The organism is Marinobacter antarcticus (assembly GCF_011049865.1).
GTDB classification, from domain to species: domain Bacteria; phylum Pseudomonadota; class Gammaproteobacteria; order Pseudomonadales; family Oleiphilaceae; genus Marinobacter; species Marinobacter antarcticus_A.
Genome location: NZ_DRGY01000033.1, coordinates 14,515 through 38,911 on the forward strand (window position 1 = coordinate 14,515; position 24,397 = coordinate 38,911).

Consider the following 24,397-nt stretch of genomic DNA (forward strand, 5'->3'; position numbering starts at 1 on the left):
GGCGAAGGCGGTGCCAAGGACGGCGGATTTGAGAAAGCGTCGGGGCTGCGAAGCCGCGCCGATTTCGCGATTATTGGTAAGGGTCTTGCTCGGTTTCATTGAGACATCTCCGCTGAAATTGTTTTTATAGAGGTCAGAGCAACACCGGCATAAATACCCGGCATCAGACAGGATATTCGTAGGCGCCACCGGTTTAGTCCAGCAAAGAGACAACTGGTCCTACCAGTTTTTAAATTTGGAAAAATGGACGAATCCCCCGGAATCAGCCATATTCAGTGGGCTTGCATGCAATCAGAAGCAACTACTAAATAACAACAAAGACAACAGGCGCTGGTCAGACCAGTGACCTCACAGGCAATAAAATGGCTATTTCACAGGAAATCTCCTATCGGCTGGAGCGGCTCATCCTCGATGGCGGGCTGGCGCCAGAACATAAAATACCGTCAGAACGGCAACTGGCAGCGAGTCTGCGGGTGTCGAGATCGGTTATCCGCGAAGCGCTCCACGAACTGCAAGGGCGCGGTGTCATCGAAACCCGCCACGGGAAAGGCTCCTTTGTTTCCACAATGGTGCCCGGGTCTGGTGATCTTCGCGAACAAGGCCCCTTGATGCGCCTTTTCGAAGGTCACCCGCGCACGCTTTACGATTTACTGGAGGTTCGTGAACAGTTGGAAGGACAAGCAGCCTGTCTGGCCGCGCAGCGGGCAACCAGCCAGGATCGGCACCGGATAACCAAAGCCTTCCGCGATCTGGAAGACACCGACCCGCTGAGCAACGCGCGCCCGGATCACGGCTTTCATCAGGCCATTGTGGAGGCCTCCCACAATCCGATTCTGGTTCACGTGCTTAACAGTCTCAAAAACATGATGCTGATGACCGTGCAGGCATCCGTAGCCAATCTCAATCCGCGCGCCGAGATGCGCAAGAAGATTGTTCTTCAGCACCGCCAGCTTTACGAAGCCATTATCTCCGGAAGACCGACCAGCGCCCAGAAAATTGCTATGGCCCACGTGCGCTTCGTGAGCAAATCCATGCGCGACATGGAGCAGGAAGGCAGTACACTTATTCGTATTCCGGTTGAACATGAAGCACTCAGCAGCCACCATCATGCCAACCGCTGAAATCGGCAAAACGCTTGCATCGAACACTCATTCCGCCACAATAAGCTACGCAATTTGGCGCTGAAAAACCGTAAATCTGTGTGTAAAAGGTATTGATTTCGCCTTCCACAGCCCGTAAAACCGTTGCCTTAGAATAATAGCTTCAGGAGCCACGCATGGCGGACCAAGCGCCTTTGATCTGCAAGGATATTTACAAAACGTTTGCCGAGCTTGAAGTACTCAAAGGTATCTCACTCGAAACCTGTAAAGGCGATGTGATTTCACTGATTGGCAGCTCCGGCTCTGGCAAGAGTACCTTCCTTCGATGCATTAACCTGCTGGAAACACCTACCTCCGGTGACATTATTGTTCACGGCGACCCTATCCGGTTTACCAGCAACCGAAAAGGCGAACGCATCCCGGCGGATAACAAGCAAGTAGAACTGATTCGCGCCAAGCTTTCCATGGTGTTCCAGAGCTTTAACCTGTGGTCACACATGACCGTGCTGGAAAACATTACTGAAGCACCTATCAACGTGCTCAAGGTTCCCAAAAAAGAAGCTATCGAGCGTGCCGAGGCCTACCTGAATAAAGTGGGCATCTATGAACGCAAAGACTATTATCCAGCCCAAATGTCCGGTGGCCAGCAGCAGCGCGCAGCCATTGCCCGGGCTCTGGCAATGGAGCCAGAAGTGATGCTGTTTGACGAACCAACGTCAGCGCTAGACCCGGAACTGGTTGGAGAAGTGCTGAAAGTTATGCAGAGCCTGGCCGAGGAAGGCCGCACAATGATCGTGGTTACTCACGAAATGGCATTTGCAAAGGATGTGTCGTCTCAGGTGTTGTTTTTGCACCAGGGCGTCATCGAAGAACAGGGCACTCCTGCGAAGGTATTTGATAATCCCGATTCGGAACGCATGAGGCAGTTTCTGGCTCCCAAGTTCTGACGTGCAGTGCTATCTTGACGATTGTCATATATAAATTTTCCACAAAAATAACGCCCATGAGGCGGCCCATTGGAGAAATGACACATGAAAAACCTGATTATTGCAGCAAGCTGTGCTCTCGCCTTTATGGCTGGAGGTGTTCAAGCCCAGGACACAAGCATCGGGAGTTCCGCCCCCAGAAGCCTGCGCATCGCATTCGACGTGCCTTATGAGCCTTTCGAGTACAAAGGTGAAAATGGCGAGCTGACCGGTTTCGAAGTGGAGCTGGCTGACGCGATGTGTGAGCAGATGAACGCAACTTGCGAGTTCGTGATCCAGGCATGGGACGGCATGATCCCCGGCCTGCTCGCTCGCAAGTTCGATCTGATCATGTCGTCCATGTCGATCACCGCAGAGCGTGCGGAGCGGATTCTGTTCTCTGAGCCATACTACAACACTCCGGGCGGATGGTTTGGCCCCGAGAGTTTTGACACCGACGTTACTGACATGAGCGCCATGAAAGGCAAAACCGTCGGTGTTCAGCGTGGCACCACTATGGATACCTTTGTGACCGAAAAAATGAGTGGTGTAGTCACCATCAAGCGTTACACCACTGCCGATGATATGGTTCTGGATCTCGAGGGCCAACGCCTGGATGTCGTGTTTGTCGATTACCCGGTAGGCGAACAGACCGTTCTGACCAAAGATGGTTTCAAGGAAGTTGGTGAGGCCGTAAAGCTGGGTAAAGGCGTTGGTGTTGCCATGCGCAAGCGCGACGCAGATGTTGCTCGGGAAGTGAACTCTGCCCTTCGCACCCTGAAAGAAGATGGTACCTATGACACCATCATGCAGAAGTACTTCGCTTACGACGTAAAGATCTGAAAAACACCAGCCTCAGGGGTAGCCTTTGCGACTGCCCCTGACTACCGGACACGTCCATGTTTGATCTCAAAGGCTATGGCCCGGAACTGCTGAGCGGAGCAGTTGTCACCATAGAACTTGCCTTCCTGTCTCTTGCCCTCGCATTAGCCCTCGGGCTAATCGGTGCGGCTGCAAAGCTGTCGAACAGCCGTGTAGCTGTTGGCATTGCCACCACCTATACTACCTTGATTCGGGGCGTCCCCGACCTGGTAATGATGCTGCTGTTCTACTACGGCGGCCAGGTGGGCGTAAACATGATCTCGGACTACATCTGGGCCACCTACGAAGTCGATTTTTTCTTTCAGTTTGATCCGTTTATTGCAGGTACCGTAACGATCGGGCTTATTTTTGGCGCCTACATGACCGAAACGTTCCGAGGCGCTTTTCTGGCCGTTGAAACCGGGCAGGTTGAAGCCGCACGCGCTTATGGCTTTAGCCAGTGGCACACGTTTCGCCGAGTGATGATTCCACAGATGATGCGCCACGCGCTGCCGGGGATTGGCAATAACTGGCAGGTGCTGCTTAAAACCACGGCGCTGGTTTCCATCATCGGTCTCACCGACATGGTGCGTGTCGCAGAGGAAGCGGCCAAAGCGGAGCGCATGCCGTTCCACTTTTTCATTCCGGTGGCGTTTGTCTATCTGGCCCTCACCGCGGGCTCGGAACTGTTTATAAAGTGGCTCGATAAACGAGCCAACGCTGGCGTGATTCAGGAGAACTAGTGATGCCTGACTTCCTTGCCGCCTGGCTCGACAAGAACGACATTTTTACCGCCATGACGATCCTGGAATACTGGAACGGTATGGTGACCACCGTTCAATTGGTCTTCCTGTCTCTGATTATCGGGCTTATGTTTGCCGTTCCCCTGGCCATACTGCGCACGGTCAAAAACCCGTTCATATCCGGCCCTGTGTGGTTTTACACCTATCTGTTTCGTGGCACGCCGCTGCTGATTCAGCTTTACATTATTTACTATGGTGTCGCCCAGATACCTGGCATTCAGGAAACATTCTGGTGGGCGATCTTCCGGGAGCCCTTCTACCCGGCTCTATTGGCGTTTGCATTAAACACCTGCGCCTACACCACGGAGATCATTCGAGGTGCGATTGTGTCGACGCCCCACGGCGAGATTGAGGCCGCGAAGGCCTACGGCATGAGTTGGTTTATGCGAATGCGACGGCTTGTATTGCCCAGCGCGGCAAGACGTGCGGTTCAGGCATACTCCAACGAAGTCATTTTCATGCTGCACTCCAGTGCCATTGCGAGCGTGGTTACGATTGTGGATCTCACGGGTGCGGCACGTAATATTTACTCACGGTTTTATGCACCGTTCGATGCGTTCATCTTCGTGGCGTTTTGCTACATGGCGCTCACGTTTACGATGGTGTTTGTGTTCCGCAAACTTGAAAATCACTTGTTAAGGCATCAGCGGCCCGTGGGCTCCTGAATCCGTCGGGGGATCCTATGGACGCTTATCAGGATCTTTTTGAATCCAGCCTCGATTGGCTGTCGCACACGTTGGCCAACCCCTCTACCACTCTACCCGGCACTGAAACCACACTTGCTGACGGCACCTGCATACGCCGGGACAGTGTCGGTGTGTTGCGTTTCACGCCGCCAGCCAGTCGCAACAATCCAAACCAAGAGGCATTGATTGTTTCCGCCGGCGTTCATGGCAATGAAACCGCGCCCATTGAGGTTCTGAACACCTTGGTAAGCGAGCTGCTGGACGGAGAATGGCCACTGGCCTGCCCACTGCTACTGATTCTGGGGAACCCGCCGGCCATGGCGGCCGGGCAGCGGTTTTTGGATGCAAATTTAAACCGCTTGTTTGGCGGAGCCCACGGCAAGCCAGAGTATGAGGGGCTGCCCGAAGCAGCCCGGGCGCGGTTTCTTGAGAACACTTGCCGTCAGTTTGCCAAAGCACACCCACAAGCCTTATCCCATTACGATTTGCACACGGCCATAAGGCCGTCCCATCGCGAGAAGTTTGCGCTTTATCCGTTTGTGCAGGGCCGGCCAGTGCCGGAGGCGCAGTGTGATTTTCTGCGGGAAGCCGAAGTAGGAACGTTGTTGCTGCAGCACAAGGCGGGAAGTACCTTTTCATCGTTTTCATCCTCTGCGCTGGGCGCTGAAAGCTTTACCGTGGAATTGGGCAAAGTCCAACCGTTCGGCAAGAACGATCTGAGGCGTTTTGAGGGAATCAAAACGGCACTGCGGCGTCGTTTTTGTGGCGAGGCAAGCCCTGCAGAGCAAGCACCGACCACCGCACTCACCGTGTTTGAAGTGGTGCACGAAATTCTGAATACCGGAAACAACTTTCAGTTTCATATTCCGGATGAGGTGGCCAACTTTACCGAATATCCGCCAGGCACCGTCATCTGGGAGGATGACCGTGCCTGTTATCGGGTGGGACTGTCACCCGAGGCCATTGTGTTCCCGAACCGGGATGTACCGGTTGGCCAGCGCGTAGGCCTGATGATCAGGCCCCGTTAGACCGGACCGTTCCCATCATCTCCCACCATTAGGCCGGTGCGTTTTCAGGCTCAGCGACTCCGCTCTTGATCAGTTGCGTGCACACCGCTGGAATCACCAGCAGGGTCAGCAACGTTGAGGCCAGCAACCCTGAAATAATCGCCCAGGCCATGGGCGGCCAGAGTGTGGAACTGGAGAACGCCAAAGGCAGCAGGCCGGCCACGGTGGTTGCCGTGGTCAACAGGATTGGCCGGGTCCTTTGCACAACGGCTTTGCGCATGGCTTCATGAATGTTCTCGCCGTTCTCCAGCTCTCTGTCCATGACATCAAGCAGGACGATGGCGTTGTTCACCACAATGCCCACGAGCGCGATCACACCCAGCAACGATTGAAATCCGAAGGGTGAGCCCGACAGCACCAAACCCGGAAAGATACCCACCGTTGCCAGAGGCACGGTCAGCAGAATAATACCGACGCGTCGGAACGAATTGAATTGCAGCAGCAAGAAGAAGAGCAGTAACAGCACGCCAATCGGTGCCGCGGTGAGCAACGCGCCGTTTGCGTCGCCGGAGCCTTCAGCGTCACCGCCCATTTCGATGCGCGTACCGTCTGGCAGAGGGTTGTCTTCCAGCGCGTGATTCAGACCCTCTAGCACCTGGCTGAAGCTATACCCCGTCAGCAGGTTGGCGGTTACGGTATTCAGCCGAGTGCCGTTACGCAAATAACGCACAGCCGGCTCCCACGTGGTGTCTACGCTCGCGACGGCCGACAGCGGAACCGCCTGGCCCTGTTTGTTGTAGATGTTCACGGAAAGCAGGCGTTCCAAAGGCAGTGATGTGCCTTCCTGTGACCGGAGCACCAGCGGAATAGGGTCTTTTTCCTGGCGATAACGCTCAGCAACAACCCCGAAGCTCTGACCATAGAGACTCTGAGCCACATCGGCCCGGGTAAGCCCAAAACGTGCCGCGGTGGCGTCGTCTACGTTAATAGCTATGCTGGGCACGCCAATGTCCAGATCGTGATGCACATCCACCGTACCCTCCACCCGGCGCAGCGCGCTGAACACCTGCTCTACCGCTTGGGAACGCACTTTCTCATCGGCGTGATACACGCGCACCTCAACCGGCGCAATTCTTGGCGGGCCCTGCCCGAGAATGCCAACGTTTACATTTAATTCCGGCATCTGTTCGTTCACATACGCGCGAATCCAGCGAATCATACCGGTGGTGTCTTCGAGCGTTGGCGTGGTTATCACTAGCCGGCTTCTGTTCGGCGCCTGGGGCGCGCGCTGGAGATTGTAGTAGAACGCGGGCCCGGTAAAACCGACAAAACGGTGAATTTCGAGCGCATCTGCCTGGGTGAGTATGGCCTGCTCCAGACTGGCGGCGGCCTCTGCCGTTCGCGCCTGATCGGTGCCTTCGGGCATGTAAAGTTCAACAATAACCCGGGGCCGATCGGCATTGGGGAAGAACTGCTGCGCCATAAACGGCGTCAGCGCCAGACTACCAACAACCAGCAAAGCGCCGGCTGCGATCAGTCGCCTCGGATGGCGATAGACCAGGCTCCCGAGAAAGCGCGCCAGACCAATCAACCGGTCGGCCTCGGCATTGCGGCGACGCTTGAGGAACCGCGCGGCCAGCAAAGGAACCACTGAAATCGCCAGCAAATAACTGACCGATAACGTAAGCATGATCATTACGGGCACGCCCCGGGTAAAGTCGGCCGTCCCGCCTTTGGCGAGCAGCAGCGGCGCAAAGGCGGCAAGCGTCGTGCCGGTAGACGCCCCGAGCGGGCCCGCAAGCTCGCTGACGGCTTTGCCCGCGGCGTCCAGGCGGCGCATGCCCTCGTCCAGATGCCCCTGAATGTTTTCAACAATCACAATCGCGTTGTCGATCAGAATACCCAGGGAGATCACCATACCGATCACCGCAATCTGGTGCAGAACGCCCCCGCCAAGATCGTAGAGCCCAACGCTGATCAGCGCCACCATGGGCAGAATAGAAGCCACCAACAAGCCCATTCGAATGCCCATACCAATAAACACGACCGCAACAATAATCAGAACAGACAGCACCAGGCTCCAGGCGAGGTTGTCCAGGCGATCCGAAACCTTGTCGGGTTGAAAGAACATCTCGCGAATTTCATAGGGCTGGAACTCGGCCCGTATCTGATCAATGCGCTCCCGTACCCGCTCTCCGAAACGAATGGCATCCGTTGTGCCCTCCTCCATAATCAGCGCCAGCAATACGACCCGCTCACCGTCAAACCAGGTTTCCGGCTGACGCGGCTCGGCGGGACCACGCCATACATCGGCCGCCGCCGCCAGCGGCACCTGAGAGCCATCAGGAAGCTCAATAGGCGTGGCGCGAATAGCCTCAATATCTGCAAACTCCGTGTTGGGCAACACCGAGAACCGGCGGCCATCCACAACCACGAAACCACCGGGCGTGGTCTGATTGCGCTGCGCCAGGGTTTCCAGAATCCGGGCCGGAGAAATGCCCAGCCGGTAAAGTGCCGCATCGTCCAGCGCCAGGGTGATCTGTTCGTCCGCGTCGCCTTGCAGTTCAATGCGAGACATACCGGCAAGATTGGAGAGATTTTGTTTGAGCCGTTCAGCCACGTCCGACAGCTCACTCACCGACGGCGAACCGCCAATGGCCAGTACAACAACAGGGTTATCAATCAGCCGGTCGTCCAGCACCATCTGGCCTACGTCGTCCGGGAAATCCTGCTTTGCACGTTCCATCGCCTGACGAATGCGATCCCAGGCCGCATCGGTGTCGTAAATATCGTCGTCGAGGCGCAGCCTGACAAGCGCCACGCCGGTACGAGCGGTGCTCTGGGAATAATCCACCTCGTCTACCTGGCGTAATTCTTCTACCAAAGGCCGGAGTACCAGCCGCTCCACAGCGTCGGCGCTCGCCCCGGGATAACTCACCGAAATCAGCCCCGCCCGGTACGGAAATGAAGGGTCTTCCTGGCGCGGCATGGTGCTGTATGCCGCCACGCCAAGCAAACAGAGCATCGTAACCACCATGCCCAGCAAGCGTTGGAAATTGAGCAGCCGGCGCCTCATCAACGCACCTCCACGGCATCGCCATCCACGAGGCGGGTTATACCTGCGTAAACCACTTGGTCTCCTGGTTTCAATTCGCCCGCGCGCACCACAACCCGCTCTCCTACCACGCGCTCAACGTCTATCGGGACCCGACGGGCCACACCGTTGCGCACCCGGAAAACGGTAATACCCCCTGCGTTACGAACCACCGACAAGAGTGGAACGGTGATTGCCGATTGGTGAATGGGCGTAATACCCACTTCAACGGGCTCGCCTGGCTCAAGAGTTTTCACTGGCAAACTGACCAGAATCGAGTGCAGTTCGCCGCGAATTGCGCCCGCCTGGGCGATCTCAACCACAGAGCCAATGACCGGTGCGTCGTTGCGATTTTGCACCGACCATACCGGTACTTCTTGACCCACTGATACATGCGCCAACAGGTAAGCTGGCACCCGGATTTCCACTTCCTTACCCTTGGTAGAAGACAAACGTATTACCGGCTGACCCGCAGCCACAAATTCATCTTTCTCGACCAGCAATGCTTCAACACGCCCGGCAAACGGCGCTCGCAACAGACTCTCTTGTAGCATCTGACTGGCCTCGACCAGTTCGGCCCGAGCTGTGGCAACGCTCGCTTTCAGGGCATCGCGGCTGGCGGCTATCTGCTCCAGATTCTGCTCGGAAATCACCCCACTTTTACGCAGCCGTGTGGATCGTTCCCACTCCCGTTTAGCCTGGTCATACTGGGTATTCAGCTCGTCCAGCCTGGCTCCCGCCGAATCCCGCGCGGGCTCCAGCGCGGGGTTGTACACACGCGCAAGCACATCTCCGGCGGCAACCTTCTCGCCCAGCTCTACCGCCCGTTCTTTCAGGGCACCGCCGACCTGAAACGTCAGCGTTGCCCTTTGCGTTGATCTTACAATGCCCGAAAAGCGCAGGGTTATTTCCTGGGCCTGGCCACCAGTAACACCTGAAACACGCACTGATACCGCCTGCTCGCTGGGTGTCTCCGGTGCGCCTGCGGCGTCGCAACCGGAAAGAAAAAGGCCGCCAACAAGGAGCAAAACAAGGGCAACAAGATTGCGAAAAGGGATACGGAACTGTGTCATAAGGTGTCCTTTCATCCATGCTCATGTTTGTGTGGATGCCGCTCCCTGCGGAAATCCCGTTTAATGATTGCGACATAATGTCATTGTTTGACATTATGTCAATAATCGGCTTTTATCCTCCACTGGCATAAGGGCCACCGAGCCAAGTAACCCCGGAAGAACTCTAGCGAGAAAGCCCAATGACCGAACCACTAAAAACGCGACGTGAACAGGAGAAACAGGCCCGTTACGACGCGATTCTGAACGCCGCAGAGCGGGCTTTCTCCCAGAAGGGTTACGAGCGCACATCCATGGATGACATTGCACGCACGGCCAGCCTGAGCCGCGCTCTGCTGTATGTGTACTTTACGGATAAAGCCGCTATTCAAAGAGGGATTATGTTGAGGGCTGGACACAGTCTTTCCGAACGCTTTCGACAGGCTCGACAAACCGCAAATACCGGACTGGCGCAGATACGCGCGATGGGAGAATCCTATTATCGTTTCTACCTGGACGAACCGGACTACTTCTCCGCACTCACCAAAGCCTCAACGGCTATGGCAGATGCAGACGAAACCCAGGCCAGGGAAATGCTGTGCTCGAAATCAGAGCTGATGAGCTTTATGACAGAGGCCATTGAACTGGGGCTGGAAGACGGCACCATGAGCCGCCAGCGCATTCTTAACCCGGAACAGACCGCTCTTTACCTTCGTGGTGCGCTGCACGGCGCGGTACTGCTGTGCCAATCAGAAGTGAGCGAAACCGGTGACAGCTTCCCGGCTGATAGCCTGATCCGACACACGATGGATATGCTGACGTCATCTCTCGCCGCTGCGCCTTCCTGACGGACGTCTCTCCTGTCCTGCCAAAAGCTGCCTAAAGCTGCCTAAAGCTGCCTAAAGCTGCCTAAAGCTGAAAATCGTAAATCGAGCCCAGCGCCAGAATGCCCGTTAACTCATCCAGCGCCTTGCGAACTTCATCCAGCAGCATCGGATCAGCAAGATCTTCCCGCGCCAACCGGTCACGATAATGGGCTCCCACCCAGGTTGTGAGACGCTCGTAAAGACGATCCGTTAGAATCACACCGCGATGCATCGCCTGCAGCTCTTCATCGTTCAGAACCACGCGCAACCGCAGGCACGCGGGGCCACCGCCGTTGCGCATGGATTGCTTCACATCAAACACTTCCACTGCGGTAATCGGCCCACCGGCGGCCAACAGCTTATCCAGATACTGGCTCACCGAGGCCACTTCCCGGCACTCACCCGGAACGGCCAGCAGCATGCCATCCGGCGTGTTCAGCAGTTGGCTGTTGAACAGATATGAGGCCACTGCGTCGTTAAGTGGCACGTCTTCGCTGCTCACACGAACGGCCTCAAAATCAGCCCCGATCAGGCGTGAACGGATGTCTGCCAGTATTTGCTCTTCGTTCAGGAACGCCATGCTGTGATAGAACAGGGTGTTGCCGTTGCCCACCGCAATAACGTCATTATGGAACACGCCGGCATCAATAGACGCCGGGTTCTGCTGGGCAAATACCAGGTTTTTGTCTCTCAGCCCGTGCAGTCGGGCGATGGCTTGAGAGGCTTCCAGAGTTTGCCTGGCGGGATATCGTTTCGGCGCCGGTGCGCGTTCGTTAAACGCAACCTGACCATAAACAAACAGCTCTACCCCTGGCTCGCCATAGCGGCCGCAAAGCCGGGTGTGGTTGGCCGCGCCTTCGTCACCAAAATGGCTGCCCAAAGGCAGCGCAGGATGATGGGCAAAATAGGCCTCATCCGCGAAGATAGATTTCAGCGAACGGCCGGTCACGGTATGTTCAATGGAACGATGAAACTTGGCACTCAGATTGGCAGGGGTAAAGTGCACCCGATGATCTGTGGTATCGGAGCTGGGTGAAACGGTTGCCGCATTGGCCGTCCACATCGAAGAAGCAGAAGAGACAGCCGCAAGAACGGAGGGACTGGATTTTGCAGCCTGCGCCAGTATCTGCGCATCCGTGCCGCTGAACCCGAGTGCTTTGAGAGAAGGAATATGAGGGCGCTCGTGGGGAGGAAGAATGCCCTGAACGTAACCACGATCGGCCAGACGCTTCATTTTTGCCAACCCTTGAAGCGCCGCTTCCCGAGGGTTTGACACTGCGTTCACATTGGATTTAGACGCCACATTACCCCAGGACAAGCCCGCGTAATTGTGGGTAGGGCCAACCAGGCCATCAAAATTCGCTTCTACCGCATGCTTTGCCATGACTTCGGGTTCCGTCTGTCCGACTTTAGAAGAAAACTCAGGCATCAAAATTCAGGCCCGGCGCCAGGCTCTTTGGCGCCTCACTTTTGTCAGCCTCCAGGGACGCCATGGGCCAGGCGCAATAATCGGCCGCGTAATAGGCGCTTGCGCGATGGTTACCGCTGGCGCCCACGCCGCCGAAAGGTGCCGCACTGCTGGCGCCGGTAAGGGGACGATTCCAGTTGACGATACCCGCACGCGCTTCCTCAACCAAGCGCTCATAAAGCTTGCGGTCATCAGAAAGAATGCCGGCGGAAAGCCCATAGCGAGTGTTGTTAACGAGCTCCAGAGCATCGTCAAAACTTTTATAGCGGTATACCGTCAACAGCGGGCCGAAGAACTCCTCATCGGGCAACTCCAACCCGGTGACATCCACAATGCCCGGTGATAGAAGGCTTGTGTCTGGCTTGATCTGTTTCATTTTCAACAAGGATTTCGCACCTTGCTTCAGCATGTCGGCCTGGGCCGCGAGCAGACTTTCGGCGGCTTTAAGGGAAATGACCGAACCCATGAAAGGTTGCGGTTCGGCATCAAACTCCCCCACCTGGATGCGCGCCGTCACCGCCACCAGACGCTCCAGAAACTCATCGCCTTTTTTGCCTTTCGGAACCAGCAACCGACGGGCGCAGGTGCAACGTTGGCCAGCCGACAGGAAAGCCGACTGCAAGGCATGATGTACCGCACCATCAACATCCGAAATGTCCTGTACGATCAGCGGGTTATTACCCCCCATCTCCAAGGCAAGAATTTTCTCCGGCTGGCCGCCAAGTTGCTCGTGCAGCAAGTGACCAACCGTGGAGCTGCCGGTAAAGAACAATCCATCAATCATTGGGTGGCCGGCCAGCGACTTACCGGTATCGGATGCCCCTTGAATCAGATTAATCACGCCGTCGGGCAGGCCAGCTTTTTCCCAAAGTTTGATCGTAAGTTCTGCCACGCCGGGCGTCAGTTCGCTGGGTTTGAATATAACCACGTTGCCCGCCAGCAAGGCCGGCACAATGTGGCCGTTCGGAAGATGACCGGGGAAGTTATAGGGCCCGAACACCGCAACCACTCCATGTGGGCGATGCCGCAGGACGGCGTGGCCACCTGCCGTATCCGACTCGGAGTGTCCGGTACGGCTATTATAGGCTTTCACAGAAATACCGATTTTGCCGATCATGGCCGCCACTTCCGTGCGCGATTCCCAAAGGGGCTTGCCGGTCTCCAAACCAATCTGATGGGCAAGCTCTTCCTTGTTAGCTTCCAGCAACTCACCAAAGGCCTCAACCACGGCTTGGCGCTCAGCAAGGCTTTTACGGCGCCATTGTACGAAGGCATCCCGGGCCCCACGCACCGCGGCATCCACATCTTCCAGGCTGCCGCCGGCTCCTTCCCAGATGACATCACCGGTAACGGGTTGTACAGACTCAAACGCGGCACCGTGGCCCCGAAGCCATAGCCCGCCAATAAAAAGCTCACCTGTCAGATTTGCCATATCACTAAACCTTCCCGTTACTGGAATTGTACGATTTTCAGCGTGCTGCTTTTACCGCCGACTTTGCTCTGTCCTTCAGGGGCGCCAGCCGCACCGGATCACCCGATTCAACCTGTAACGCTTCTGCCACTTCCGGTGGCAAGCTGATGGTGTCTATGCCAACACAACTGGCGGGCACGGTGGTCACCCTGAAATTACGGAACGAGCGGTTAGACACCATCACCCTCTCAGCCGCCGGCACATCCAGATCCATTGCCTTTCGAGTTACCATGGCGTGGCGATTTCTGCTGTCGCGAACCGTGCGGATTGTGTCTATAAACGCCTCAACCACCGGGCCGCCGTCAAAAATGTCCACAAGGCCGTTGAAGTTGAACCCCTCGGCCTGGAGCATCCTGAGCGCCGGCGCGGTATTGTCATGAACCCGGCCGATAACCGCGCGCGCTGAATCCGGCAGCATAGGCAGGCAAATAGGGTATTTGGGCATCAGCTCGGCGATGAACGCTTTATTGCCCAGCCCTGACAATCTGTCGGCCTCGGTAAACTCCATATCAAAAAACTTGCGGCCCAATGCGTCCCAAAGCGGGCTAAGACCCTGCTCGTTTGATACACCGCGCATTTCCGCAAATATTTTTTCAGAAAAGTGTGAGCGAAACTCATCCAGGTACATAAATCGACAGCGGGATAAAAGAAGCCCGTTACCACCGCCGTGGTAGTCGTCGGAAAGCAGCAGTGAGCATATCTCGCTGGTGTCTGTCATATCATTCGAGAGATGCAACGTGGGTGTGCGCACATGAACGCCCAGTTCTTTGGACGCGTTTACGGTAACGCTCAGGCGGTAGTTGTAAAACACCTCATCCAGCCCCACCCGCGCCTGAATACCGCTGATACCCACGGCTTTTCCGGTTTCCGTATCTTCCAGCGCGAACAGATACAGGCCCGCTTCCGGTGCACAGCGCTGGCTGAAGGTTTCCCGGGCGAGGTTGATCTTGCGCTGCAACAAATCACGATCAGCAGGCAGCGTGGTAAGCCCCTTGCCGGCCTTTTGCGCCATTGCGTAAAGGTCTTCAAGATTGTCTTCCTGAAGCGGGCGGATGACTAACATGGCGCTACCCTCACCTCATCACCCGCTGTTTTGCCCAGCACCTCCCAAATACCCACAGACACCTTGACCGGACCCTCGAGCGTGTCGGCAACACGGGCCAGGGTACACCGGAATCCGGCGCCGTCACCGGCGCATATCAGGCAGGTATCGCCACCGTCTTCGGTGGTTCCGTGAAGGGTTCTGGATTGGCTGGTAACCAGCGTATGCAGAGCATCGGTTCGTGCTTCGAGCACGGGGCCGGCATCAAAAATATCCAGATAACACCCCGCCTGAAAGCCTTCCCTGTGCAGCAGCTCAAAATTCGGCACGGTCAATTCATGGGGTTTGCCAAGCGCTGCCTGGGCCGCATCTGAAAGCAGGGTGACATAAACAGGATTGGGCGGCATGAGCTCCGCAATAAACGTTTTGCTGAGCGTGCCTGAGTGCTGGTCCGCCGTTTCAAAATCCATATCAAAAAAATGGCGCCCCAGACTGTTCCAGAACGGGACGCTGCCATCCGGACATTGAACACCCTGAATTTCGACCACGGCGTGCGCGCTGAACCATCTGCGATGGCTGGCGATGAAAAGAATCCGGGCTCTCGATAACAGCTCAAAGGCGTCGGTGTTGCGCAACTCGGGCGTAATCGAAAATGAACACAGTAGCGTGTGATCGGTCAGTGCGTGGCTGGGATACAGAACCTCCACCCGGCTGGAAATGCCAAGTTCATGAGACGCGTGAATGAGCGCATCGCGGCGATAGTTGTAGAACGGCTGGCCATTGCCTGCCCGGGCGTCAATGCCCGCCGTGCCGTGAACCTTGCCTGTGACCGTATCTTCCAGCACAAACAGAAACCGCTGAGGCCTGTCACCGGCGGTCATTTTACCGGCGAGAGACGTCAGCGAGTGCTCTATTTTTTCCGCAAGCGCGGCCTGTTGCCTGGGCAACGTGGATGACAGGCGAGCGGCTTCAGTGCCGGCCGTGCCTGCAATCTCAAGTATCTGGTTTACGTCATCCGGTAAGGCCGGGCGTACCAGCCACATAAAAGCTCCTAGGCTGTGAGTGTCTTCACGGCCGCCTCAAAGCGCTCAAGCGCCTCATCAATATCGGCATCCGGAATAATCAGCGAAGGCGCCAGTCGAATCACATTGGGGCCTGCGATCAGCACCATCACTCCCTCATCCAGGCCTGCGTTCAGGAATTCCTTGGCTCTTCCCTGCCATTTTTCGGTCAGCACGCAGCCCAGCAAAAGACCCGCTCCGCGAACCTCGCTGAATATTCCGTAACGCTCGCCTAAATCCATCATGCCTTTGCGCAGATGATCAGAACGGACCTTCACACCCTTGAGGATCTCTGGCTGGCTCACCGTGTCGATCACCTTCTGGGCAACCGCGCAAGCCAGCGCGTTGCCGCCGTATGTGCTGCCGTGGGTGCCTACGCCAAGACTGGCCGCAATGTTTGCGGTGGTTAGCATGGCCGCTACCGGAAACCCACCGCCCAGGCCTTTGGCGCTGGTTAGAATGTCCGGCACAACTCCGTACATCTGGTACGCATAAAGATGGCCGGTGCGGCCCACACCAGACTGAACTTCATCGAAAACAAGCAGTGCATCGTGATCGTCGCAGAGCTGACGCAAACCTTTCAGAAACTCGAGGTCACCGGGTACCACACCGCTTTCGCCCTGAATCGGCTCAACCACCACCGCGCAGGTTTTTTCCTTCGAGATCAATTTTCTGACGGATTCCAGATCATTGAAGTCGGCGTGGTGAATGCCGCCCGGCGCCGGCTCAAATCCTTCGAGGTATTTGGGCTGGCCGCCAACACTCACGGTAAACAGCGTGCGGCCATGGAAGGCGCCCTTAAAGGAAATGATCTCGTGCTTTTCTGGCCCGGAGTGTTCCCACGCATACCGGCGCACCAGTTTGAAAGCCGCTTCGTTGGCCTCGCCTCCGGAGTTGGCAAAAAACACCCGCTCCGCAAAGGTAAGATCACACAAGGTTTTCGCCAGGCGCAAAGCCGGCTCGTTGGTCATCACGTTGGAAAGGTGCCAGATTTTCTCTGATTGTTCCTGCAGAGCCCCAATCAGCCCAGGGTGTGAATGCCCCAGGCAATTCACGGCAATGCCGCCCTGAAGATCTATAAACTCGCGCCCCTCCTGATCCCAGATTCGGGAACCCTCGCCTCGCACCGGAATAATCGAACCGGGGGCGTAATTGGGCACCATGACGTCATCAAAAAGCTCGCGGCTGACAGGTTCTTTGTTCATAGATCTCTCTCAGGAAAACAGTTAGGCCTACAAAATAGTAAAATTGCCTGCGCGGGCAAGTAAGTAGGTGTGCGGATCAATAACTTATGATACGCCACTCAGGGCATAAGCACATCCGGCTCGCCAACCGCCGGCAGCTCGATTATTGAATGCGCGGTTTCTGTGCGCCCCATCAGCGCCTTTACCAGCAGCTTGTAGGAATCCAGATCAAAGGTGACCGACTGGCCTCGCAATGAAAGCTCGCGCAGCTCGTTTTCATCATGCAACGTGGCAACGTGCATCCAGTTGTAGACAACCAGAATGTCAGGCTGATCCCGCCCGTCGCGCCGCTCCACAATCGCCACCGGTCCGGGCCAGGGCCAGGTTCGCAAGCGCAGCTCGTGAAACGCAATCTGCACCCGAAGGTTATAGCGTGCAACATCCTCTGTGCCCTCACAGGCGCCTTTGCAGCGACCCAGCGCACGCTGAAAACAGGGGCCTTCGTGTTCCGGTTCCAGGCCCAACAACCGATTGCATAACTCATTTTTCGCCGCAATACCGCTGAGCGCCCGTTCCGCATCGCGCTTGCTGCGAAACAATCCGAAGTAATAACCCAGCCGATGCGGCTCTACCTCCCGAACTAACCGCGCCTGCAAATAACCGGAATCGTTCAGAGCCAATTCAATGCTCACCAGTTTTTTAGCGGCACGGGAACGACGGTTGAAAAGCGGGCTCAACGTTTTGATCTGCTGAAGTTCCAGCAACAAGGCCCCGAGCTCACCGGCGGTTTCCGTGCATTCCACGCGCCGCAGGCTTTCGGAAATTCTGAGACCGCGGCTGGTGTTGTGATCCCCGGAAAAATGCGACGCCACTCGCTGGGCGATGTTTGCGCTCTTGCCAACGTACAAAAGCACGTCGTTTTCGCCGTAAAACCGGTATACGCCCGGTGCGCGCGGAAGATTATTCAGCGTATCCAGAGGTAGGTTTGAAGGAATGCTGGGGCGCTGCATCAGCGCAGCAATAGCCTCGCCTGTTTGCTCATAACCCTTCTGGGCAAGAGCATGAGTAAAAAACGCGAGCATGGCAGACACATCCCCCATGGCCCGATGCCGCTGCACCTGCTCAAGCCCGTGGCGCTCAATCAGCGCATCCATATTGTGGCGGCGAAACTCGGGGTAAAGTCGCCGGGAGAGCTTCACGGTGCAAAGCACCGGAGCGGAAAACAGCCGCCCCAACCGGCGGAACTCCGATTTAATAAAACCGTAATCAAAGCGGGCGTTGTGAGCAACGAACACCGTATCTCGCAGTTTTTCCTCCAGGGTATCCGCCACGCTCTCAAACGCAGGCGCATCGGAAACCATGGCATTGGAGATGCCCGTCAGCTGCTCGATAAACGGCGATATTCGCGTGCCGGGGTTCAGCAACGTTTGCCACTCACCTACCGTTTCACCCGCGCGCCAGAACCGGATGCCAATCTCGGTAACGCGGTCGTGGGACACACTTCCACCGGTAGTCTCAATATCGAGAAACGCAAATGTGGTTAGCTTCAAATCACTATTTTTAGATGCCATGAATCAATGTTAATACGCCAAAAGAAGTGCAGATACCTGTATCAAAACAAAAAGCTTTCCTAGACCTTTGTCTAACCAAGGTGAAAATTTATTTGAATTGTCACGAAATGGTAACTATCTTGGTCGTGGGTCCTACAAAAATAATTGTCTAATGTGTGGAGACGACAACAATGCAAAGCAACAAACTGAGAATGGCCATTCGTGTGGCAGCTGCTGTGACCGTTTTTGGAATGGCTGGTCAGGCAAGCGCGATGAAAATCCTGGGCGATGTAAACCATAAGAATGATCTGGAGGGCTACGAGATTGATGTTTACGGTTATGCCCGCCTTAACGCCAGCTACGACATTAACGAGGATATTTCGACGTCAACCCGTGCCGGCGACTTCAGTAAGGTGAACACCGGTTCAGCCGAAAACAACGAGGCGACGGGCTTTTTTGGCGCTGACGCCTTCCAGAGCCGCCTTGGCGTGCAAGCAATGACGCCACAGGGTGTCAAAATAGTCGTTGAAGGCGATTTTCGTGGTAATGGTGGAGGTACACTGCGCATTCGCCATGCCTATGGCGAATACAAGGGGGTTATGGCTGGCCGCAACTGGTCAAACTACCTCAGTTTTGTTGGCTACGTCCCAACGCTCGAATTTGACGGCATGCCGGGCAACGCAGGCAGCCAGTTCCGGACATCTCAGCTGCGTTACACCAGCGGCCCGTTTTCCGTTTCCCTCGAACAACCCTTTAATTTCGCAGGCCTTATCACGCCTGCTGGCTCAAACATAGAGCAAAAAACAAGTCTGCCCATTGTAACCGCACGCCTAGAGGACAGCGCTGGCGCTGTTTCCTACTCGACCGCCGCATTCGTGCGCCAGATTGATTACGATACTGGCACACAGGACGACAGCGCGATCGGTTACGGCGCATTTGGCGCGCTTACCGTGGCAGTCACGGACACAGTCTCACTGCATGGCGTTATCAACTACGTAACCGGTGGCGACATCTACTTATATCGTTCCGGCGAAAATTATGCTGTACAGGACGCTTATGTGGACAGCTCGGGTAACCTTGAACTGATCAGCGGGTACAGTGCGTCGCTCGGCGCGTCCTTTGACCTTGGGGGCGGCCGTTCAATAAACACCGGCGTTGGCATGGTAGACGTAGACTGGGATGACGCGCTGCGTGATCTCCCCGCCTCAGCTAACATTGGTAGCAAACAAGAGACCAACACCAGTGCGATAATTAACTACCAGTGGTCTCCTGCGAAAGCTGTGACCATGGGCGTTCAATACGGCTACTACATGGTTGATGACGTTAACGGTGACGATGGCGACGCAAGTCGACTGATGTTTGCCGCCCAGTACAGCTTCTGAACCAGTCAGAAGTTTAAAAACCGAAACCCTGGCATTTGCCAGGGTTTTTTTTGGAAAACGATGAACGATATTCAGTTGGAGATACAAAGCTCACGGATAAACCATGGAGAAGGACAAAGACCAGCTGTTGCGGAACAGCCGTATAGGCGGGAAAGAGTGTAGACGTACACACCTTTGGAGGGTCGCCAAGCGTTTGATGGCATCTGATTATTTCATCTCAACCTCTTGATCGGCGATAACTACATCTTTTCATGCAGTTAATGTCCACATAATAAATCAAGATGGTCTGACTTGACGCTTTAACGTGTTTTTCGTGTCCGCTTACAGGAAATTTCTGACGCACATCAAAAGGCCGCCCCACAACCTGCAGAGCGGCTAGTCACCGAACATCAGAGAAGAAGCGAGCGAATGTCCCCAAGCAACTGACTCAGCGCGGCCGTAAACCGCGCTGCGTCCGCCCCGTTTACCGCACGATGATCGTAAGACAACGACAGTGGCAGCATCAGCCTTGGCTGAAACGCACTGCCATCCCACACCGGCTTCATGGCGGCCTTGGAAACACCCAAAATCGCGACTTCCGGAGCATTCACAATGGGCGTGAACGCCGTGCCGCCGATACCGCCGAGGCTTGTAATGGTGAAACAGGCACCCTGCATTTCTGCAGGCTTCAGCTTCTTGTCCCGGGCTTTCTGGGCAAGCTCCGCACTTTCTGCTGCCAGCTCCCAAAGACCCTTCTTGTCGACATCGCGAATCACCGGAACCATCAATCCGTTCGGCGTGTCCACAGCAATACCAATGTGAATGTAGTGCTTGCGAATGACCTCTTTGCGTTCCATGTCCAGAGACACATTGAACTGCGACAACTCTGCCAACGCCGTTGCACAGGCTTTCAGGATGAAAGGTAGCGGCGTCATCTTCGCGCCTTTTTTCTCACCGGCGGCTTTCAGCGATTTGCGAAATGCCTCCATATCGGTGATGTCCGCATCCTCAAACTGGGTCACGTGGGGCACGTTTAGCCAGTTGCGCTGCATGTTAGTTGCGGTGACCGCCATCATCCGCGACATCGCTTCTTTCTCAATGTCACCAAACTGGCTGAAGTCCGGCAGCTTAACGCCAGGAATACCAGATCCGGTCGCAACGGTGCTGCCCTGCTGGGTCTGTTGCAGCTGATTTTTCACATACGCTTGCACATCGTCTTTAAGAATCCGGCTTTTGGGGCCAGACCCTTTGATGCGGGTCATGTCTGCGCCCAGCTCCCGGGCAAGTTTGCGCACCGCGGGGCCAGCATGAATCTTGGCTCCCGGCGCAGGCGGCTCGTAAGTTGAGCCCTGCGGCTGCGCCTCAGGTTCTTTTGGCTGAGCCTTGTCATCCGGCTCAGGCTTTGCTTCCTGCTCGGAATCAGCAGGCGCTGCGCCCTGCTCTTCGTCCTGTTCTTCGTTTTCTTCTGCGCCTTCGCCGGCAACGGTCAATTCCAAAAGCTTATCGCCTTCAGACAACTTGTCGCCTTCGGTCACCAGAATCTTGACGACTTTGCCGCCATAAGGCGACGGGATTTCCATAGAGGCCTTGTCGGACTCAACGGTTACCAAGGCATCGTCAGCCTCAACGGTATCGCCTTCGGACACGTTGATCTCGATAACCGGCACGTTTTCCATGCCATCCAGCGGCGGAACCAAAACGATTTCCTTGCGAGAGCCACCGGATTTTTTCGCCGGCGCGGGTTTGCTCTCGGCCGGTTCATCCTGGCTTTTGGCGCTGGATTTGGCCTGCGGCTTTTCCTCGGCTTTCGGTTCCGGCTCATCACTTGAGCCTTCATCGGAGCTTTCATCAGAGCCGCCCGCGTCGCTGTCAGATCCCTCGCTAGCGTCCATCAAGCCAACAACGTCGCCTTCTTTCACCTTGTCGCCCACCTTTACGGTGAGCTTAATGATTTTGCCGGCGCCAGGGGATGGCAATTCTACGGAGGCTTTGTCGGTCTCAATGGTCAGAATCGGATCTTCTGCTTCAACCGAATCGCCAGCGCTGACCAGAAGCTCGATAACCTCAACTTCGTCTGCCCCGCCGAGATCGGGAACCTTGATTTCCTGTTCACTCATAACGGCCTCCTTAGCTTTGCGCCGGGTTCGGTTTGTTGCGATCGATTCCGTACTTGCGCATGGCGTCGAGAACCTGCTCTTCCTTGATCTCGCCGTCTTTGGCCAGAGCAGACAAGGCGGTTACGGTTACGTGATAACGATCCACCTCAAAGAAACTGCGCAACTTCTCCCGCGTATCACTGCGGCCGAAGCCGTCTGTTCCGAGGGTAAGGAACGTTTTCGGGATAAATCCACGCAACTGATCGGAGTGCAGCTTGATGTAGTCCGTGGCGGACACAACCGGGCCGGTTTGGGCTTCCAAACACTTGGTGACGTAAGCGGTACGGCCTTTGTCGTCCGGGTGTAGCAGGTTCCAGCGCTCAACGTGCTGCCCATCACGGGCCAGTTCGTTATAGCTGGTCACGCTCCACACATCCGACGCCACGCCCCAGTCATCTTTCAGCATTTGAGCCGCTGCGCGAACCTCGTTCATGATGGCGCCGGCGCTCAACAACTGCACGCGCAACTTTTTCTTGGCGCCTTTCACTTCTACCGACTCGAACTTGTACATGCCTTTGATGATGCCGTCTTCACATCCCTTGGGCATAGCGGGGTGTTCGTAGTTCTCATTTTCCATGGTGATGTAGTAGAAAACGTTTTTGTTTTCTTCAAACATTTCCTTCATGCCATGGTGAATGATCACCGCCATTTCATAACCGTAAGACGGGTCATAAGCTCTGCAGTTCGGGATGGTGTTGGCCAGAATGTGGCTGTGGCCATCCTGGTGCTGCAGGCCTTCACCGTTGAGAGTAGTCCTGCCCGCGGTACCGCCAATCAGGAAGCCCCGCGCCTGCATGTCGCCGGAAGCCCAGGCCAGGTCGCCAACGCGCTGAAAACCAAACATGGAATAAAACGCGTAGAACGGAATCAGCGGGAAATTGTTGGTGCTGTAGGAGGTTGCAGCCGCCATCCACGCGGCCATGGCGCCGCCCTCGTTAATACCTTCTTGCAGAATCTGGCCTTTTTTGTCCTCACGGTAATACATAATCTGATCACGATCCTGAGGCACGTATTTCTGGCCTTCGGCGGTATAAATGCCGAGTTGCCGGAACATGCCCTCCATACCAAACGTGCGGGCTTCATCCGGAACGATCGGCACGACACGCTTACCAATGCGCTTGTCTTTGACCAGCGCGTTCAGCAGGCGAACAAATACCATGGTCAGGGAGATTTCCCGGCCGTTTGAGCCGTCCAGAACCTGCTTGAAAATATTCAGCTCGGGAATTTTCAGGGGCTGACTGTCCTTACGGCGCCGGGGATAGAAACCTCCCAACTCTTGGCGACGCTTCTTCATGTATACCAACTCGGGGCTATCGGGCGCCGGGCGGTAGTAGGGTGCGCTCTCGAGCTCTTCGTCTTTTAGCGGGATCGCAAAGCGGTCACGGAACGCCTTCAGAGTATCAAGATCCAGTTTTTTCAGAGAGTGCGCCGTATTCTGGGACTCACCCGCCGCGCCAAAGCCATAGCCTTTGATGGTGTGAGCAAGAATTACCGTTGGCTTACCGTTGGTCTCGGTTGCGGCCTTTTGATAGGCAGCATAAACCTTATAAGGATCGTGACCACCGCGATTCAGCTTGTTGATGTCGTCATCTGACCAGCCTTCGACCAGCTTGGCCATCTGGGGGTACTTGCCGAAGAAATGCTTGCGGGTATGCGCGGGGCCATTGTGGGTAAAGTTCTGCAAATCACCGTCACAGATTTCATCCATGGCCCGCTGCATAACGCCGTTCTCATCCTGATCAAACAGAGTGTCCCACACCCGGCCCCAAACCACTTTGATAACGTTCCAGCCGGCACCACGGAATGCTCCCTCCAGCTCCTGGATAATCTTGCCGTTACCGCGCACCGGTCCGTCCAGGCGCTGCAGGTTACAGTTCACCACAAACACCAGGTTATCGAGATTTTCGCGGCCGGCCTTGGAAATACACCCCAGGGTTTCAGGTTCGTCGGTTTCGCCATCACCCACAAAACACCAGACTTTACGATTACCCATTTCAATGAGTTCGCGGCCATCCAGATACTTCATTATGTGGGCCTGATAAATGGCCTGAATTGGCCCAAGCCCCATGGATACCGTGGGGAACTGCCAGTAATCCGGCATCAGCCAAGGATGCGGATAGGAAGACAGCCCGTCGCCATCCACCTCCTCACGATATTTATCGAGCTGCGCTTCGGTGAATCGCCCCTCCAAAAAGGAGCGCGCATAATTACCCGGTGACGCGTGACCCTGGAAATAGACCAGGTCGGACTCACGCTTTTCATCACCACCGTGGAAGAAATAGTTAAAACCTACGTCGTAAAGCGTTGCTGCAGACGAGAAGGTGGAAACATGGCCACCAAGATCACCCGGACGCTTGTTTGCACGTACGACCATCGCCATGGCGTTCCAGCGAATCAAAGAACGAATCCGGCGTTCCATAAACAGGTCACCCGGCATACGAGCTTCCTGTGCAGCCGGAATTGTGTTCCGGAACGGTGTCGTGATCGAATAAGGCAGCTCGGTGCCATCCCGGCTTGCGCGCTCAGAGAGCCGCTCCAGAATGTACTTTACCCGGTCAATACCTTCGTTTTCGATCAGTGACTCGAGCGCATCAAGCCATTCACCGGTTTCAATGGGATCATCATCCTGGTACATCAAACCTCCCCCTTCACATCAAAAAAATGCAGCAGGTG

18 protein-coding genes are annotated in these 24,397 nt (G+C 55.7%); 8 read left to right on the top strand and 10 right to left on the bottom strand.

Going from position 1 to position 24,397, the window contains the following annotated elements; all coding sequences use genetic code 11:
• The first annotated feature begins 362 nt into the window (after window positions 1-362).
• The 6 genes from ENI00_RS03930 (at window position 363) to astE (ending at window position 5,443) form a co-directional block, all read left to right on the top strand.
• Window positions 363-1,121, top strand: coding sequence for an FCD domain-containing protein (locus tag ENI00_RS03930; protein WP_304099100.1), 759 nt, complete (start codon window positions 363-365; stop codon window positions 1,119-1,121).
• A gap of 155 nt (window positions 1,122-1,276) precedes the next feature.
• Window positions 1,277-2,047: an ABC transporter ATP-binding protein gene (locus ENI00_RS03935; protein ID WP_304099103.1), complete on the top strand. Its 771-nt coding sequence runs from the start codon at window positions 1,277-1,279 to the stop codon at window positions 2,045-2,047.
• Window positions 2,048-2,131: 84 nt separating this feature from the next.
• Entirely contained in the window at window positions 2,132-2,908 is a 777-nt protein-coding gene (locus tag ENI00_RS03940) for a transporter substrate-binding domain-containing protein (protein WP_304099106.1), read from the top strand.
• Window positions 2,909-2,964: 56 nt separating this feature from the next.
• The gene (locus ENI00_RS03945) at window positions 2,965-3,669 is read left to right on the top strand and encodes an ABC transporter permease (RefSeq protein ID WP_304099109.1); all 705 of its coding nucleotides are present in this window, start codon (window positions 2,965-2,967) and stop codon (window positions 3,667-3,669) included.
• Between the two features lie 2 nt (window positions 3,670-3,671).
• On the top strand, window positions 3,672-4,394 hold the full coding sequence (locus ENI00_RS03950; RefSeq protein WP_304099111.1) for an ABC transporter permease: 723 nt from the start codon (window positions 3,672-3,674) through the stop codon (window positions 4,392-4,394).
• Between the two features lie 17 nt (window positions 4,395-4,411).
• Window positions 4,412-5,443 (top strand): succinylglutamate desuccinylase, encoded by a 1,032-nt coding sequence (astE, locus tag ENI00_RS03955; protein ID WP_304099112.1) that lies wholly within the window; start codon window positions 4,412-4,414, stop codon window positions 5,441-5,443.
• A gap of 28 nt (window positions 5,444-5,471) precedes the next feature.
• On the opposite strand, the gene ENI00_RS03960 is transcribed toward astE, so the two are convergent.
• The gene (locus ENI00_RS03960) at window positions 5,472-8,498 is read right to left on the bottom strand and encodes an efflux RND transporter permease subunit (RefSeq protein WP_304099115.1); all 3,027 of its coding nucleotides are present in this window, start codon (window positions 8,496-8,498) and stop codon (window positions 5,472-5,474) included.
• Window positions 8,498-9,589: an efflux RND transporter periplasmic adaptor subunit gene (locus ENI00_RS03965; protein ID WP_304099118.1), complete on the bottom strand. Its 1,092-nt coding sequence runs from the start codon at window positions 9,587-9,589 to the stop codon at window positions 8,498-8,500. The genes ENI00_RS03960 and ENI00_RS03965 overlap by 1 nt, the downstream gene beginning before the upstream one ends.
• Before the next feature lie 179 nt (window positions 9,590-9,768).
• Here ENI00_RS03965 and ENI00_RS03970 point away from each other — a divergent pair, with 179 nt between their 5' ends.
• Window positions 9,769-10,413 carry a TetR/AcrR family transcriptional regulator gene (locus ENI00_RS03970; RefSeq protein WP_304099120.1) on the top strand — a complete coding sequence of 215 codons (645 nt, stop codon included), beginning with the start codon at window positions 9,769-9,771 and terminating at the stop codon, window positions 10,411-10,413.
• A gap of 61 nt (window positions 10,414-10,474) precedes the next feature.
• On the opposite strand, the gene astB is transcribed toward ENI00_RS03970, so the two are convergent.
• The 6 genes from astB to ENI00_RS04000 form a co-directional block, all read right to left on the bottom strand.
• A complete protein-coding gene (gene astB, locus ENI00_RS03975; protein WP_304099123.1) occupies window positions 10,475-11,815 on the bottom strand; it encodes an N-succinylarginine dihydrolase in 1,341 nt (446 codons plus the stop codon).
• A 37-nt stretch (window positions 11,816-11,852) separates the two neighbouring features.
• The gene (astD, locus tag ENI00_RS03980) at window positions 11,853-13,331 is read right to left on the bottom strand and encodes a succinylglutamate-semialdehyde dehydrogenase (RefSeq protein WP_304099126.1); all 1,479 of its coding nucleotides are present in this window, start codon (window positions 13,329-13,331) and stop codon (window positions 11,853-11,855) included.
• Between the two features lie 37 nt (window positions 13,332-13,368).
• Window positions 13,369-14,433 (bottom strand): arginine N-succinyltransferase, encoded by a 1,065-nt coding sequence (astA, locus tag ENI00_RS03985; RefSeq protein ID WP_304099129.1) that lies wholly within the window; start codon window positions 14,431-14,433, stop codon window positions 13,369-13,371.
• Window positions 14,427-15,455 (bottom strand): arginine N-succinyltransferase, encoded by a 1,029-nt coding sequence (locus tag ENI00_RS03990; RefSeq protein WP_304099131.1) that lies wholly within the window; start codon window positions 15,453-15,455, stop codon window positions 14,427-14,429. Before ENI00_RS03990 ends, astA begins: the two co-directional genes overlap by 7 nt.
• An 8-nt stretch (window positions 15,456-15,463) precedes the next feature.
• The gene (locus tag ENI00_RS03995; protein WP_304099132.1) at window positions 15,464-16,678 is read right to left on the bottom strand and encodes an aspartate aminotransferase family protein; all 1,215 of its coding nucleotides are present in this window, start codon (window positions 16,676-16,678) and stop codon (window positions 15,464-15,466) included.
• Window positions 16,679-16,776: 98 nt separating this feature from the next.
• Window positions 16,777-18,228: an exonuclease domain-containing protein gene (locus ENI00_RS04000; protein ID WP_304099135.1), complete on the bottom strand. Its 1,452-nt coding sequence runs from the start codon at window positions 18,226-18,228 to the stop codon at window positions 16,777-16,779.
• A 170-nt stretch (window positions 18,229-18,398) separates the two neighbouring features.
• On the opposite strand from ENI00_RS04000, the gene ENI00_RS04005 reads away from it, so the two are divergent.
• A complete protein-coding gene (locus ENI00_RS04005) occupies window positions 18,399-19,589 on the top strand; it encodes a DcaP family trimeric outer membrane transporter (protein ID WP_304099139.1) in 1,191 nt (396 codons plus the stop codon).
• 389 nt (window positions 19,590-19,978) lie between these two features.
• Here ENI00_RS04005 and aceF read toward each other — a convergent pair whose 3' ends face one another.
• Together aceF and aceE are read right to left on the bottom strand one after the other, a co-directional pair.
• A complete protein-coding gene (gene aceF, locus ENI00_RS04010) occupies window positions 19,979-21,685 on the bottom strand; it encodes a dihydrolipoyllysine-residue acetyltransferase (RefSeq protein WP_304099142.1) in 1,707 nt (568 codons plus the stop codon).
• 10 nt (window positions 21,686-21,695) lie between these two features.
• Window positions 21,696-24,359, bottom strand: a complete 2,664-nt coding sequence (aceE, locus tag ENI00_RS04015) for a pyruvate dehydrogenase (acetyl-transferring), homodimeric type (RefSeq protein ID WP_304099147.1) — start codon at window positions 24,357-24,359, stop codon at window positions 21,696-21,698.
• Window positions 24,360-24,397 lie beyond the last annotated feature (38 nt).

Excerpts from the sequence above, each read along its gene's own strand:
- ENI00_RS03930 (WP_304099100.1), top strand. The coding sequence starts at position 363 with ATGGCTATTTCACAGGAAATCTCCTATCGGCTGGAGCGGCTCATCCTC.
- ENI00_RS03935 (WP_304099103.1), top strand. The coding sequence starts at position 1,277 with ATGGCGGACCAAGCGCCTTTGATCTGCAAGGATATTTACAAAACGTTT.
- ENI00_RS03940 (WP_304099106.1), top strand. The coding sequence starts at position 2,132 with ATGAAAAACCTGATTATTGCAGCAAGCTGTGCTCTCGCCTTTATGGCT.
- ENI00_RS03945 (WP_304099109.1), top strand. The coding sequence starts at position 2,965 with ATGTTTGATCTCAAAGGCTATGGCCCGGAACTGCTGAGCGGAGCAGTT.
- ENI00_RS03950 (WP_304099111.1), top strand. The coding sequence starts at position 3,672 with ATGCCTGACTTCCTTGCCGCCTGGCTCGACAAGAACGACATTTTTACC.
- astE (WP_304099112.1), top strand. The coding sequence starts at position 4,412 with ATGGACGCTTATCAGGATCTTTTTGAATCCAGCCTCGATTGGCTGTCG.
- ENI00_RS03960 (WP_304099115.1), bottom strand. The coding sequence starts at position 8,498 with ATGAGGCGCCGGCTGCTCAATTTCCAACGCTTGCTGGGCATGGTGGTT.
- ENI00_RS03965 (WP_304099118.1), bottom strand. The coding sequence starts at position 9,589 with ATGACACAGTTCCGTATCCCTTTTCGCAATCTTGTTGCCCTTGTTTTG.
- ENI00_RS03970 (WP_304099120.1), top strand. The coding sequence starts at position 9,769 with ATGACCGAACCACTAAAAACGCGACGTGAACAGGAGAAACAGGCCCGT.
- astB (WP_304099123.1), bottom strand. The coding sequence starts at position 11,815 with ATGGCAAAGCATGCGGTAGAAGCGAATTTTGATGGCCTGGTTGGCCCT.
- astD (WP_304099126.1), bottom strand. The coding sequence starts at position 13,331 with ATGGCAAATCTGACAGGTGAGCTTTTTATTGGCGGGCTATGGCTTCGG.
- astA (WP_304099129.1), bottom strand. The coding sequence starts at position 14,433 with ATGTTAGTCATCCGCCCGCTTCAGGAAGACAATCTTGAAGACCTTTAC.
- ENI00_RS03990 (WP_304099131.1), bottom strand. The coding sequence starts at position 15,455 with ATGTGGCTGGTACGCCCGGCCTTACCGGATGACGTAAACCAGATACTT.
- ENI00_RS03995 (WP_304099132.1), bottom strand. The coding sequence starts at position 16,678 with ATGAACAAAGAACCTGTCAGCCGCGAGCTTTTTGATGACGTCATGGTG.
- ENI00_RS04000 (WP_304099135.1), bottom strand. The coding sequence starts at position 18,228 with ATGGCATCTAAAAATAGTGATTTGAAGCTAACCACATTTGCGTTTCTC.
- ENI00_RS04005 (WP_304099139.1), top strand. The coding sequence starts at position 18,399 with ATGCAAAGCAACAAACTGAGAATGGCCATTCGTGTGGCAGCTGCTGTG.
- aceF (WP_304099142.1), bottom strand. The coding sequence starts at position 21,685 with ATGAGTGAACAGGAAATCAAGGTTCCCGATCTCGGCGGGGCAGACGAA.
- aceE (WP_304099147.1), bottom strand. The coding sequence starts at position 24,359 with ATGTACCAGGATGATGATCCCATTGAAACCGGTGAATGGCTTGATGCG.